We start from the raw sequence: 13,540 nt of genomic DNA on the forward strand, positions 1-13,540 counted from the left end.
GGCAGTGGAGACCGCGCCTGTCGAGGTCCGGCCGGCCCCTCGCGGCCCGGCGGCACCGTGGTTCGATCGCGGCCCCGATCGAGACGTTCCGCACGCTTTGGCGGGCAAACTCCGCGTTGTGTCCTGCCGTGGTTCACGCCTAAGACCGATTCCGGAACCAGCCGGTCGGCGCATCCGGCGTCGACGCTGCCTTGAGGACCACCATGCGTTCATCGAGCATCCAGTCCGCGTTCGCCCTCGGTGTCGCCTTTGCTTTCGCGGCCGCCACCCCGACCCTGGCCGAGGAGGCCACGACCGCCGAGCAGACCATCAACGTCATGAACAAGCTGTTCGGAACGCATCCCGGCGCGCGCGCCAATCACGCCAAGGGCGTCGTCGCGGACGGCAGCTTCACCCCGTCGCCCGAGGCCGCGCGGATCAGCAGAGCCTCGCTGTTCCAGGGATCCGCCGTTCCGGTGACGATCCGGTTCTCGGACGCGACCGGCGTGCCGACGATCCCCGACGGTTCGGAGAATGCCAATCCGCACGGGATGTCGCTGAAGTTCAAGCTGGTCGACGGCTCGGAGATGGACGTCGTCCTGAACGCTCTCAAGTACTTCCCGGTCGCGACCGGCGAGGAGTTCCGCGACCTGCTCCAGGCGGTCTCCGAGAGCGGGCCGGATGCGAAGAAGCCGACGGCCCTCGAACGCTTCGTGTCCACCCATCCCGCGGCCGCCACGGCCGGCGCCACGGCCCGGACGCCGTCGAGCTTGGCGCGCCAGACCTATAACGGGGTCAATGCCTTCGTCTTCGTCGACCGGGACGGCAAGCGCCAGCCGTTCCGGTTCCGCGTCGTCCCGGTCCAGGGCGAGGAGATCCTCTCGGACGAGGAAGCCGCCAAGCGCGCGCCCGACTACCTGATGGCGGATATCGGTCCGCGCATCGCGAAGGCGCCGGCCCGCTTCACCGTCCAGGCGCAACTCGCCGCGCCCGGCGACCCGACCAACGACGCCACCAAGCCCTGGCCCGACGACCGCAGAATCGTGGACCTCGGCGTGCTGGCCGTCTCCAAGGTCGTGCCCGACAGCGCCGAAGCCGAGAAGGCGCTGCTCTTCATGCCGAACGCGCTGACGGACGGCGTCGAAGTCTCCGATGACCCGCTGATCGACGCGCGCGTGCAGGCCTACGCCGTCTCGTTCGGACGCCGCAGCCAGTAGGTCGGGCCGTGCGCCGCCGGAGCCCGCGCAGCGCGGCGTTCCGGCGGCCGGCCGATCCGACGCACCGGCCCGGGACGCCTTCGCCGGTCCTTCGTCCGTTCCCGGCCCCGCCCGAGCCCTCGGCGGTCGCCGTCAGGCCGATCAGCATCGCGTCGGCGAAGATGGGTGCGCGCATAGGCAGGGAGCTTGGCTCAGGCCGACATCCTTGGTCATCGTCAGAGCGGCGAAGCCGGCAGTGACCCGGTCGATTCGTCGATGCCGAGCGTCGGGTCTGCTTGCCGCAGGGATCGGCGACCACACGCTCGCGCGGATCTACCGGCAGGGCCGAAGGCCTTGCGAGCCACCCGCCTGAGCCAACCCGGCGAATCACACGCGATCGAAACCGTCGACCCGAAACGATTCCACCTGTCGACGCAGAGCTTCCGCGTCTCGACGCGTCGAATCCGGCGATTTCGGCGCAGCCGGACCGCAAATCTCCGAGATTAGGCGAGCCATTGCGGCGGACGTTTGCGAGCCGCGTCCGAGAAAACTCACCACAGGCGCAATCGATTACACCAAATTCGTATAATTTAGGATGATAGTTCCAAATGTGTACAGATATTTATTCGTATCTCACTGTCGATATCTCATTTAATCAATTTTTAACCATGAATTGATTAATCCTGGCTGCGATACGGAACTTCCAAACCATCAGGCGCCGGGGGACATGGCGACACCGGCAAACATCCTCGGACGCCAGGCCCTCCTGATCGGTCTGCTCGCCGGGCTCGTGGCCGGAGCCGCCAAGGCCGCCGATGCCGACCTCGTGTTCTCGGAGACCGGCCGCCTCGAATCCACGGGCCGCTCGCCCGATGCCCTCTCGGCCGCGCCGCCGGCGCGCAACGCCCCGGTGGTCCAGCGCGGCAGCGACCGCTTCCTCGGCAGCGAGGCGGTGCTCTCCGGTCCGCTGCCGGGCGGCCCGGTCAGCCTCAATCTGGTCGAGGTGCCGATTCCGGTGGCGGCCCAGGCCGTCCTGGCCCAGACCCTGCGGTGGAACTACACGATCGACGAGCGCGTCACCGGCACCGTGACCCTGCAGACGGCCGGTGCCGTGCGGCGCGAGACCCTGCTGGCCATGTTCGAATCCGCGCTCTCGGCGCGCGGCGCCGCCCTGCGCCGGCGCGGCGGCACCGTCGAGATTCTCCCGGCCGGCGGGCCGCCCGGGATCCTGCCGGTCCGCAGCGTGCCGGACCTCGCCGGCGAGCCCGGTGCCCGCGCCCAGGCGGTTCCCCTGCGCTGGATCTCGGCCGTCGAGATGCAGGCGATCCTGTCCTCGGTGGCCCCCCGCGACGTGATCCTGCGGGCCGACAAGACCCGCAACATGCTGATCCTGTCCGGGGACCGGGCCCAGATCCAGGCCCTGCGCGAGACCATCGCGGTGTTCGACGTCGACTGGATGAGCGGCATGTCGACCGCGATGATCCCGGTGCGCAGCGCCAATCCCGCGGCCCTCGCCCGGGACCTCGTCCAGATCTTCAGCAGCGAGACCGCTGGCACCGGCGACATCATCCGCTTCGTGCCGAACGAGCCCCTCGGCGCCATCCTCGTGGTGAGCGCGCGCGCGGCCTATCTCGACCGCGCCCGCGCCTGGATCGGCCGTCTCGAGACCATGGCGGCCGAGCGCGAGCGCCAGCTGTTCGTCTACCGGATCCAGAACCGCTCGGCCAGGGAGCTCGCCATCATCCTGCAGGGCGTCGTCGCAGCCGAGACCGGGGTGAGCGCCGCGATCAGCAGCACCTTCGGCGCCTATGGCGGTGGTGGATCGCTCGGTTCCGGCGCCGGAGGTTTTGGCGATGGGACCGGCATGAGCGGCGTCGGCATCAATGGCGCCGGCATGAACGGGATGGGTCCGAATTCGGGGGGCATGGGCGGCGGCTTTGGCATGGGGAACTCGGGCATGGGGAACTCGGGCATGGGGTCCTCGGGCATGGGGGCCTCGGGCATGGGATCTGCCGGCATGAATTCGGGTGGTCTGGCCTCCGGCGGCATGACCACGGGAGGCATGACCATGGGAGGCATGGGAGCCGGTGGCCCGAACGGGGGCGGGATGGGGGCCGAGGCCGGCTTCGGTGCCGCGACCGGAGGCTTCGACCTCGGCGGGCAGGCCGGGATGCCGGGGGGTGCCTACGGCGCCGGCGCGCTGTCCGCGGGGATGGCCGCGTCGAATGTCGGGCCGCGCCGTGACCAGATCGGGATCATGCCGGACGAGGCCAACAACAGCCTCGTCATCTCGGCCACCCGCAACCAGTACGACAAGATCCTCAAGATCCTGGCTCGCCTCGACGCGATGCCGACGCAGGTGCTCCTGGAGACGATCATCGCCGAGGTGACGCTCAACGACGAGCTGCGCTTCGGCGTCCAGTGGTTCCTGAAGAACGGCGGCCGGGGCCAGTTCAACCTCGCGCCGGCGGGCACCGTCGCGGCGATGGCCACGGGCGGTACGGCCGGCCTCGTGGCGGCCGCGACGCGCGGCGTGCCGGGCTTCAACTACCTTCTGAACGCCACCGACTTCAACGTCGTGGTGAACGCCCTGCAGGGCGTCACCCGGGTGAACGTGATCTCCTCGCCCAACCTCACCGTGATGGACAACCGCACGGCCAAGCTCCAGGTCGGCGACCAGGTGCCGATCGTGAAGCAGACGGGACAGAGCGCGCTGGCGGCGGGGGCGCCGATCCTCAACCAGATCGAGATGAAGGACACCGGCGTCATCCTCTCGGTGACGCCGCGGGTGAACAAGAACGGCCTCGTGGTGCTCGACATCAACCAGGAGGTCAGCGACGTGGTCCCGACCACCACCTCCTCGATCAACTCGCCGACGATCCGCCAGCGCCGGGTCGCCACCAGCATCGCGGTGCAGGACGGGCACAGCCTCGCCATCGGCGGCCTGGTGCAGGAGAAGGCGCTGATCACCAACGAGAGCCTGCCGGTGCTGGGCGACCTGCCGCTGATCGGGCCGGCCTTCCGCAACCGGGTCGACAGCCGGGTGCGCACCGAGCTGATCATCTTCATCCGCCCGCGCGTCATCCGCGGCACCGCGGATGCCGACCGCATCAGCCAGGATTTTCGCGAGCAGGTCCGGGCGATGATGCCGGTGCGTCCCGTGCCGGCCCCCCGGCCGCTCGCCGCCACGCCCTATGGCCCGCCGGGCGTCCTGCGCCGCGCGATGGACTGAGCCCGGCCGCGGGCGTCGCGGGGGCTCGAGCGTCGTCCGCTGGGGCGTCGTGACGGAGGGTTTCGACAGGATTCGGAAGGTCGGACGGTGCGCCCATCGGCGCGCGATGAAGCAGCGCCCCACGGTCGGGTCGTGTGGACCGCGGCCGTCGCCGGGGTGCCGACGTGAGCCAACTTCGCCGTCCGGTGCAGGGCGATCGAGCCAGCGTTCGCGCTGTCGCCGATCACCGCCACCGACTGGCGCCAAGGGCCGCTTCCCGCCCGTCCCACAGCGCCACCCAACGAGGCCCGTCGCGTTTCGCCCCCCGGGTCGTCCGCTCAGCGCCCGGGCGGGTCGATCGCGATGAGCCGCACCGGCGCGACGGCGCGCAGCGGAACCGGGGCGGCCTCGGGCCGGGACGGGGCTTCGCCGGGGCCGAGGGTCGGGCGCAGGCCCGGGGCGTCCGGCCCCGGATGGCGCGGCGACGGGCGCAGGGCGACCGGGGCGCCGAGATACGCGAGGGTGTAGCGGCGGCCGGCATCGGCCACCACCACCGCCTCGGGCTCCACCGAGACGAGGCGCCACGCCCCCTGTCCCTCGCCGGGGGCGAGCCAGGCCGGCGCGCCGGTGCCGTCCGAGACGAGGGCACGGCGCGCGCCGGCCTCGATCAGGATGCCCCGCACCGACAGCATCGTCGGCGGGGCCGCCTCGGCGGTGAGGTCCGCCCGGCTGCCCCGCGCCGTCCAGGGCCGGCGCTCCGGGTCGAACACCGGCGCGGCCACGGCCGCCCCGGTCTCGGCCGCCGCGAGGGCGGCGAGATCGAGGGGCGGCGGCCCGGGCGGTGCCGGCGGCACGGAGGCGTCGACGGGCCAGAACCCGGCCGCCAGGGTCGCGATGCCGGCCAGACCGAGAAGCCCGAGGGAGACCGGGTGGATCGTCCGGTTCCGGGACCGGGCGGCGCTCATCGCCCGGATCCCACGGTGTCGGCCGGTGGAGCCGCGAGCGCACCACGGAGGGACAGGGAGAGCCGCATCACCGTGGGCCAGCCCGCCTCGGGCTCGGCCGGGCGCAGGGCCGACAGATCGGCGGTCTCGACCACGGCCAGGGGCGTTTGGGTCTCCAGGGCGAGGAGCAGGCCGTGCAGGCCTTCCGTCGTGCCGCGCAGGGTGGCGGCGAGGCGCGGCGCGGTGGGCCGCTCGGCGTCGCGCTCGAGGCGGGTTTCGTCGAGGAGGACCGCCCGGTCCGCCGCGAGACCGTCGAGCCGGGTCCGGAAGGCGGCGAGCAGGGCCGCCTCGTCCGTCCCCCACAGGGGCGCGGGCGGGGCCGGCCGGTTCGCCGCCGCGCGGGTGCGGGCGAGGAGCGCCCGGCTGCCGGCGATCTGTTCGTCCGCCTCGCGGACATCGCCCAGAGCCTGCGCCAGGAGCCACGCGCCGGCCGCCACGGCGAGGCCGAGGAGGAGCAGGGCGCCGAGGCGCCCCCGCAGCAGGCCGGGAAGGTCGATGGTCATCGGCGGGTCCGGATCATGGGCGCAGCCGGGTCGGGCCGCCGACGGGGTCGGCCCAGGCGCGTGCCATCAGGCCGACGACGAGGCGCCCGGCCGCCGCGTCCTGCTCGCTCACGACCACGGGGCCGAGCCCGGGAGCGCTCCGCAGGGCTCGCAGCGTGCCGTCGATCTCGGGGGTCCGCAGGGTCGCCGCGGCCCCCTCCGGCCCGAGATGGAGGGTCTCGGCGAAGGCGTTCCCTGGCAGGGCCTGGGCCAGGCCGGACCACAGAACCGCCAGCGGTGGGCGGGTTGCGCGCTCCGCCGCCAGCGCGACGGCCAGGGCCTGGACGGGCGCCGGGAACCGCGGCGGGGCGGCCCGGCGCGCGTCGAACGTGGCGGTTTCCAGGGCGCCGAGGGTCGCCTCCTGATGCGCGCGCAGCAACCCGAACGCCGCCAGTGCGAGGAGGCCGGCCAGGGCCAGGGCGGCGCCGTCGGCCCAGGTCAGGCTCCGCAGCAGGCGCGGGATCGGGCGGGCGCCGCCGCTCAGGAGATCCACCGGCAGCGCACGATCCTCGGAGGCGCCGACGCCGACGGAATCGACCTGCAGCCCGGCCCGGGCCAGCACCGCCAGGATCGGATCGAGGCGCGCGCGCTTGAGGATGACGTGACGAACCCGCAGACCGGCCTCGTCCTCGCCCTCGACGAACCAGTCGGCATGGATTCCGGCGACCCGGAACGGCGTCGTCGCCTCGAGCTCCTGGGCCAGCACCGCCCGCATCCGCGGCAAGGCGGCGGCCGGCAGGTGCAGGCTGCGCAGGAAACAGGCGGCCGGATCGACCAGGATGGCGACCGAGACGGCTTTGCGCCCCGTGCCCCGGATCGCCGCGAGGCGCTCCGAGAGGTCGTCGGCTTCGGCCGCCAGGCTGTAGCGTCGGGGCGGCTCGCTGCGCCGGTCGAACAGGGTGAGGGCGCGGTCCGCGCCGGGAGGCCCGAGATGCAGGGCGAGGTCGCTGCGGCCCGGCGCGGAACGGTCCTCGGCACCGACCACGCCGCCGAGCTCGCCGGCCCACCAGGCCAGGGCCGCCTCGATCCTCTGGCCGGCCTCGGCCAGGCCGCCGACGTATCCGCTCAACGGGGCGCTCCGGAAACGGCCGCGCGGGGCGGGGCGGCGAGACGCAATCTTTACGGTTCCGGTGGTTTCATTTGCCTTAAGTCGCGCGGGTCGGCGGCCCGCCGCCTCAACCTGCCGTGGAACCGGACTTCCCGCATGCTCTCGATCTGGGCCGCCAAGAGCCGTCCGCGTCTTCCGCGGCCCGACCGCCGTGCGACCGGCCGCGACGGGACCGACGCCGCCCGCGACTTCCTCGATTACCTGGTGCGGACCCAGGCCCTCGATGCCGCCGGTCGCGACCAGGCGCTGGCCGCCCTCGACCGTCCGGGCCGGCGCCCCCTCCCGGTCCTGCTGACGGAGAGCGGCCTCCTGCACGAGGCCACCCTGGTGACGGCGCTCGCCGACGCCACCGGCCTCGGCATCCTGCGCGAGGAGGAGGTCCCGGCGCAGCCCACGCTGCCCGAGGCCATCGGCGGCGACTACGCCGCCCGGGCGCGCATCCTGCCCCTGTCCGACCGGGACGGGGAGCTCGCGATCGCGGTGGTCGACCCCTTCGACCCGGAAACGCCGGCCGCGCTCGCCCATCTCACGGACCGGCGGATCGTCCTGCGCCTGATCGGCCCCGGCGCCTTCGAGCGGGCGCACCGGATCCTCTACGGCGACGGCGAGCCCGAGGAATCCGACGGCGCGGTCTTCGACGGCGACCTCGCACGGCTGCAGGACGTGGCGAGCCAAGCCCCGATCGTGCGCCTCGCCGCGCGGCTGGTGCGCAAGGCCTTCGAACTCTCGGCCTCGGACATCCACATCGAGGCCGAGGAGGCGGATGTCCGGGTGCGTTACCGGATCGATGGGGTGCTCGTCGAATCGGAGCGGCTGACGAAGTCGGTCCAGCTCGCGCTGACCACCCGCATCAAGATCCTGGCCGGCCTCAACATCGCCGAACGGCGACTGCCGCAGGACGGGCGCATGCAGGTGGCCGACCGCGGCCACGACATCGACCTGCGCATCTCGACCCTGCCCACCGCCCACGGCGAGAGCGTCGTGATGCGCGTCCTCGACGGTTCGCGCCGGGTCGAGGACTTCTCCGGGCTCGGCTTCGACGGGGCCGCCATCGCCGAGATCGACGCGATGACGCGCCGGCCCAACGGCCTCGTCCTCGTCACCGGTCCCACCGGCAGCGGCAAGACCACGACCCTCTACGCCGCCCTGCGGCGGATCAACGGCGCCCACCTCAAGGTCGTCACCGTGGAGGACCCGGTGGAGTACCGGATACCGGGGGTGAACCAGGTCCAGGCACATCCGGGCATCGGGCTCGATTTCGCCGCCGCCCTGCGCTCGATCCTGCGCCAGGACCCGGACGTGGTCATGGTCGGCGAGATCCGCGATGCCGAGACCGCGCGCATCGCCGTGCAGGCCTCGCTCACCGGCCACCTCGTGATCTCGACCCTGCACACCAACTCGGCCCCCGCCACGGTGACGCGTCTGGTCGACATGGGCGTCGAGCCCTTCCTCATCGCCGCGACCCTGAACGGCGTCGTCGCCCAGCGCCTGGTGCGCCGGGTCTGCACCGCCTGCGCGGCGCCGGATGCGGCGACCCCGGAGGAGCGCATCCGCCTCGGCCGCCCGGCCGAGGGGCCTCCCCTGCGCCTGCGCCGGGCCTGCGGCTGCGCGGCCTGCAACGGCTCGGGCTATCGCGGGCGCAGCGTCGTCTCCGAGGTGATGACCCTCGACGCGGAGCTGCGCGCCCTGATCTGCGCCGGAGCCGACGAGGGCGCCCTCACGGCCCGTGCGCGCGCGTCGGGCATGGCGACCCTGGCCGAGACCGCCCGCGCCAAGGTGCTGGCCGGCGAGACCACGCTCGATGAGATCGGCCGGGTGTTCGAGGGGCTGGTCTGATGCCGGCCTTCAGCTACCGGGCCTACGACCCGGCCGGCCGGGTGCGGGCCGGGCGGATCGAGGCGCGGGGGCGCGAGCGCGCGGTGGCGGACCTGCGCGCCGACGGCCTGCGGGTCTTTTCCATCGCGCCCGCGGCCGCGGGAGGCGTGCCGTTCTGGCAGCGCGACCTGTTCGGACGCGACCGCGTCAACGACGCCGCCCGCATCGGCTTCCTCAAGGAGTTCGGGACCCTGCTCGGCGCCGGCCTGACCGTCGACCAGGGCCTGCGCCTGGTGCAGCGCCAGGCCTCGGCCGCGATGAAACCCGTGCTCGGCGATCTCCTGGAGCGCGTGGTGGCGGGCGCCTCCCTCTCGAAGGCGATGGCGGCGCATCCGGCGGCCTTCCCGCGCGACATGGTCGACGCGGTGCGCGCCGGCGAGGCCACCGGAACCCTGGTCGACGTGATCGCGAGCCTGACCGAGTCCCTCGCCCGGCGTGACGCGGTCCGGCGGCATCTCACCTCGGCGATGGTCTATCCGAGCCTCCTGATGCTGATGGCCCTCGGCACCGTCGCGATGGTGATCGGCGTCCTCGTCCCGGCCCTCGCACCGATGTTCGAGGGCACCGGTCGCCCACCGCCCTTCGCGATCCGTGCCGCCGGCGCCCTCGGCGACGGGCTCGCCGCCTGGTGGCCCCACGGCCTCGCCGGGCTGGGCCTGCTGGCGATCCTCCTCGCCCGGCGCTGGAACGGCCCCGCCTTCGCGGCGGCGCGCAGCCGCTGGGCGCTGCGGCTGCCGCTGGTGCGCGACATCGTCGTCGGCGCCGAGCTCGGCCGCCTCTGCCGGGTGATGGGCACCCTCCTGAACGCGGCGGTGCCGATCCCCGAGGCGGTGGCTGCGACGCGGCCCCTGGCGCGCAACCACCTGTTCCGCGCCGCCCTCGACCAGGCCGCCCGCCGCCTCACCGAGGGGGCCAGCCTCGCCTCCGGCCTCGCGCTGCTCCGGCCGCACGCGCCGTCCACCCTCAACCTCATCGCCAGCGGCGAGCAGGTGAACCGCCTCGGCCCGGTGCTGATCCACGCCGCCGAGATGCACGAGACCCAGACCCGCGAGCGCATCGACCGCCTGCTCGCCCTGCTCACCCCGCTGGTCACCGTGATCCTCGGCGGCGTGATCGGCGGCCTGATCATGTCGGTGATGGGCGCGATCCTGAGCGTCGGCGAGCTCGCCCGGTAGCCCGCGGCCCTTCCGGCCTGGAAGGCAATCTTTACCCACCCGTCCTAGGGTCGCGCCGGAACGACGACGGGGGCGGGGGTCCATGGGCGAGAGGCGGGCGGCAGCGCCGGCGGCAGCGGGGGAGGAGGGCTTCTCCCTGGTGGAACTGCTCGTGGTTCTGGCGATCATCGGCATGATCGCCACCATGGTGACGCCGCAGGTGCTCGGCTATCTCGGCCGGGCCAAGGGCGATGCCGCCAGGGTGCAGGCCAAGAACATCGCCCGCTCGGTGGAGCTCTACTACCTCGATGCCGGCAACTATCCCAATCCGCGTCAGGGCCTCGCCGCCCTGGTCTCGCCCCCCGGGGGCGTCAACTGGCAGGGTCCCTACGTGCGCGACGCCAAGGGCCTGACCGACCCCTGGGGCCGCCCCTACCTCTACCGAAGCCCGGGGCTCTCGGGCGCCCCCTTCGAGGTCTATACCCTCGGCCGCGACGGCCAGCCCGGCGGCACCGGCGAGGACGCCGACGCGTCGAGCAACTGATGGCGCGCGGCGGCGGGGAGGGCGGCTTCAGCCTCGTGGAGATGCTGGTGGTGCTGGCGATCCTGGCCCTGGCCGCCATCTCCGCCGGTCCCGCCCTCGACGCCGTGCTGCCGGCCCGCCGCCTGGCGCGCAGCGCCGAGACCCTGCGGGCGGAGATCGACCTCCTGCGCTCGGAGGCCCTGCGCACCGGCCGCACCACGCGCCTCGCCTTCGAACCCGCCGCCAACCGCTTCCTCAGTTCCCGCCCCGGCGCGGCGCCGATCCCGGTGGAGGCCTCCGTCCGGGTCGACGTCCCGCGCGGCAGGCACGACGTGCCGGGCGAGATCCGCTTCCGGCCCGACGGCAGCGCCAGCGGCGGCCGCATCACCCTGGCGCGCGGGCGAGCCGGCCAAGTCCTCGTGGTCGGCACCCTGATCGGCCTCGCCCAGCGGGTCGAGGCCAAGCCGTGAGCGCCCGCACCGAGGGTCGGGAGAGCCGAAAGGATCAGGAGGGCTTCACCCTGGTGGAGGTGCTGGTGGCCTTCGCCCTCGTGGCCCTCGGGCTGGTGCTAGCCATCCAGGTCGGCGGCAGCACCGGCGCCGGCCTCGGCCGGGTCGCGGCGGCGGAGATCGTGACCGACGAGGCGGAGGGGATAGTCGCCCTTCGCACCGCCGCGGGCCTGCGCGCCGGCCTCGAGCGGGGCACCTTCTCGAACGGCGAGCCCTGGACGCTGAGCGTCACCGATGTCGGCCCAGGGCTCGGCTGGCCGCGGCTGCCGCCCCTCTGGCGGGTTCGCCTGACCCGCGGCGGCCCGGACGGGCGGGCGGTCTACGTGACGCTGGTGGCAGGGGGCTACGGTGGCTGAGCCCACCCTCGACGCCGACAATGCCTGCGCGGGCTTCACCCTGGTGGAGATGCTCGTCGCCCTCGCCCTGGCGGCCCTCATCGGGGTGATGCTGGCCCAAGCCCTGTCCCTCACGGGCACGATGGCCGGGGTCTCGGCGCGCCTGACCGGCGCGGAGGAGGTCCAGGCGGTGCGCGATCACCTGCGCCGCACCCTCGGGGACCTGGCGCCGCGCCGCCCCGACGGGACCCTGCCGGCCTTCGTCGGCGCCTCCGACGGCCTCGCCGGCCACCTCGCGGCCAACCGCGACCTGGAGCGCGATGCCGAGCAGCGCCTCGCGCTGCGGGCCGTGCCGGGCGCGGCCGGCCTCGACCTCGTGGAGGGGCGCCAGCCCGCCCAGGCCCTCGCCACCGACGCTGCCGCGTCGCCGCCGGAGCGGCTCCTCGGCGGCCTCGCGAGCCTGGAGCTGCGCTACTTCGGCAGTCCGGCGCCGCGCCAGCCGCCGCAATGGTTCGCCGGCTGGTCGCGCCGGGACGCGGCTCCGGACCTCGTCGAGATCCGCATCGGCTTTCACGCCGGCGACCGCCGGCGCTGGGCGCCGCTCCTCGTTCCGGTGGCGGTGCGACCGTGAGACGGCGGGGGCGCCACCCGTGCCGGAGCGAGGAGGCGGGTTTCGTGCTCCCGGCCGTCCTGCTGATTCTCGTGGTGATCTCGGCCGCCGCCGCCACGGCGGCCCTGCGCCTGCAGACGGGCACCGCCCTGGCCGGCGCCCGCGCCGACGTGCAGCGCCTGCAGGGCCTCGCGGACGGCATCGCCCGGCTCGTGGCCTACGGCCTCGTGGTCGAGCGCACCTACCGCGCCGCGCCCCTCGGCCTTCCGGAGGACGGCACCGCCGTGGCCTGCCCGCTGCCGGGCGGACGGATGGCCCGGATCGCGGTCCGGGACGAGGGCACCCTGATCGACCTCAACACAACCCTGCGCCCGCAGCTGGAGGAGGCGTTCCGGACCCTCGGCATCCCCGACCGGGACGCGCCCGGGCTGGCGGCCGAGATCGTGGATTTTCGCGATCCCGACGAGACGCCCGAGCCCGGCGGCGGAGCCGAGGCGCCCCAGTACCGAGCCCGCGGCCTCGCCTACGGCCCGCGCAACGGGCCGTTCCTCCGGGCCGACGAGATCGACCAGCTGCCGTCGATGACACCGGCCTTCGCGGCCGTGCTGCGCCCGGCCGTGACGGTGTTCAACCCGAACGGTCGCTTCGACGCCACCCGGCTGCGCCGCGCGATGACGCCCGGTGCCAGGCCGGCGACGCCCGGGAATCCGTCCCAGCGCCAGTTCCTGCGCATCGGCGTCTCGGTGACCAATCCGGCCGGCACCCGGGCCGGGCGCTCCGCCCTGGTCGCCACCGCAACCGCGGTCGCCGGAATCGGCATCCTCGAATGGGTCCGCACCGTCCCGCCCTCCGAGGCGAGCGCCGGCCATCCGGCCTGTCCCCGCATCGCCGCGGCCCTCGGCGCGGACTGATCCGCCGGGCCGGAACCCGGCGCGTCAGAGAGCCGGACGCAGCAGCTGCGCGCCGTGGAGGCCGAGGACGAGGAATGGCCCGAAGGGCAGCCGCGTGCGCATCCCGATCGGCTGCCCGGCAAGGCGCAGCAGGCCCAGGGCGCCGAGGGCGGACAGGCTGGCGACGAGGATCATCAGCGGGAGCTGCGCGAGGCCGATCCAGGGCATCGCGGCCGCGATCAGCTTCACGTCGCCGAGCCCGAGGCCGTTGCGGCCGCGGAGCCGTCCGTAAGCGGAGCGAAGGCCGGCGAAGAGCAGGTAGGCGAAGGCGGACTCGGCCAGTGCGAAGCCGATCTCGACCGGGATCGCGGCGGCCGGGCTCCGGGCGGCCAGCATGCAGAGGCCGAGGCCGAGCAGAGCCCCGTTCATGGCATTGGGAATGATCCGACGGCGCAGATCGATGACGGCGATCGGCACGGTCAGGGGCAGGGCGAGCAGCACCGCGAAGAGCGCCGGGCTATGAACCACCATTCCCTCTGTTCCCGGTCCTGCACTCGCCCGCGGATCACACACGATCGCCGGCGAAGCAAGGGAGGCCGGCTTC

General features: G+C 73.8%; 13 protein-coding genes. 9 read left to right on the top strand and 4 right to left on the bottom strand.

Features of this window, described 5'->3' with window-relative positions; all coding sequences use genetic code 11:
* Window positions 1-203 precede the first annotated feature (203 nt).
* Complete coding sequence (locus ASF49_RS22410) at window positions 204-1,196, top strand: catalase family peroxidase (protein WP_056478059.1); 993 nt, start codon at window positions 204-206, stop codon at window positions 1,194-1,196.
* Window positions 1,197-1,902: 706 nt separating this feature from the next.
* Complete coding sequence (gene gspD, locus ASF49_RS22415; RefSeq protein WP_056478060.1) at window positions 1,903-4,407, top strand: type II secretion system secretin GspD; 2,505 nt, start codon at window positions 1,903-1,905, stop codon at window positions 4,405-4,407.
* 317 nt (window positions 4,408-4,724) lie between these two features.
* Here the strand turns inward: gspD and ASF49_RS22420 are convergent, their stop codons facing one another.
* Genes ASF49_RS22420 through ASF49_RS22430 form a run of 3 tightly spaced genes read right to left on the bottom strand, consistent with a single transcriptional unit; the run spans window position 4,725 to window position 7,001 of the window.
* Window positions 4,725-5,351 (bottom strand): hypothetical protein, encoded by a 627-nt coding sequence (locus ASF49_RS22420; protein ID WP_056478063.1) that lies wholly within the window; start codon window positions 5,349-5,351, stop codon window positions 4,725-4,727.
* Window positions 5,348-5,893, bottom strand: a complete 546-nt coding sequence (locus ASF49_RS22425) for a GspMb/PilO family protein (protein WP_056478065.1) — start codon at window positions 5,891-5,893, stop codon at window positions 5,348-5,350. The genes ASF49_RS22420 and ASF49_RS22425 overlap by 4 nt, the downstream gene beginning before the upstream one ends.
* Window positions 5,894-5,906: 13 nt before the next feature.
* Window positions 5,907-7,001 (bottom strand): hypothetical protein, encoded by a 1,095-nt coding sequence (locus tag ASF49_RS22430; protein ID WP_056478067.1) that lies wholly within the window; start codon window positions 6,999-7,001, stop codon window positions 5,907-5,909.
* 135 nt (window positions 7,002-7,136) lie between these two features.
* Here ASF49_RS22430 and ASF49_RS22435 point away from each other — a divergent pair, with 135 nt between their 5' ends.
* The 7 genes from ASF49_RS22435 (at window position 7,137) to ASF49_RS22465 (ending at window position 12,957) form a co-directional block, all read left to right on the top strand.
* Window positions 7,137-8,876 (top strand): GspE/PulE family protein, encoded by a 1,740-nt coding sequence (locus ASF49_RS22435; protein WP_056478069.1) that lies wholly within the window; start codon window positions 7,137-7,139, stop codon window positions 8,874-8,876.
* Window positions 8,876-10,090, top strand: coding sequence for a type II secretion system F family protein (locus ASF49_RS22440; protein WP_056478071.1), 1,215 nt, complete (start codon window positions 8,876-8,878; stop codon window positions 10,088-10,090). The genes ASF49_RS22435 and ASF49_RS22440 overlap by 1 nt, the downstream gene beginning before the upstream one ends.
* Window positions 10,091-10,172: 82 nt before the next feature.
* Window positions 10,173-10,613, top strand: coding sequence for a type II secretion system major pseudopilin GspG (gspG, locus tag ASF49_RS22445; protein WP_056478073.1), 441 nt, complete (start codon window positions 10,173-10,175; stop codon window positions 10,611-10,613).
* On the top strand, window positions 10,613-11,062 hold the full coding sequence (locus ASF49_RS22450) for a GspH/FimT family pseudopilin (RefSeq protein ID WP_056478075.1): 450 nt from the start codon (window positions 10,613-10,615) through the stop codon (window positions 11,060-11,062). Before gspG ends, ASF49_RS22450 begins: the two co-directional genes overlap by 1 nt.
* Window positions 11,059-11,457, top strand: coding sequence for a type IV pilus modification PilV family protein (locus ASF49_RS22455; RefSeq protein WP_056478077.1), 399 nt, complete (start codon window positions 11,059-11,061; stop codon window positions 11,455-11,457). The genes ASF49_RS22450 and ASF49_RS22455 overlap by 4 nt, the downstream gene beginning before the upstream one ends.
* A complete protein-coding gene (locus ASF49_RS22460) occupies window positions 11,450-12,067 on the top strand; it encodes a prepilin-type N-terminal cleavage/methylation domain-containing protein (RefSeq protein ID WP_056478079.1) in 618 nt (205 codons plus the stop codon). Before ASF49_RS22455 ends, ASF49_RS22460 begins: the two co-directional genes overlap by 8 nt.
* 44 nt (window positions 12,068-12,111) lie before the next feature.
* Complete coding sequence (locus ASF49_RS22465) at window positions 12,112-12,957, top strand: general secretion pathway protein GspK (protein WP_162240993.1); 846 nt, start codon at window positions 12,112-12,114, stop codon at window positions 12,955-12,957.
* A 24-nt stretch (window positions 12,958-12,981) separates the two neighbouring features.
* On the opposite strand, the gene ASF49_RS22470 is transcribed toward ASF49_RS22465, so the two are convergent.
* Window positions 12,982-13,467 carry a prepilin peptidase gene (locus tag ASF49_RS22470; RefSeq protein WP_056478086.1) on the bottom strand — a complete coding sequence of 162 codons (486 nt, stop codon included), beginning with the start codon at window positions 13,465-13,467 and terminating at the stop codon, window positions 12,982-12,984.
* Window positions 13,468-13,540 lie beyond the last annotated feature (73 nt).

Origin of the sequence: Methylobacterium sp. Leaf104, from assembly GCF_001422885.1 — a bacterium.
GTDB lineage: Bacteria > Pseudomonadota > Alphaproteobacteria > Rhizobiales > Beijerinckiaceae > Methylobacterium.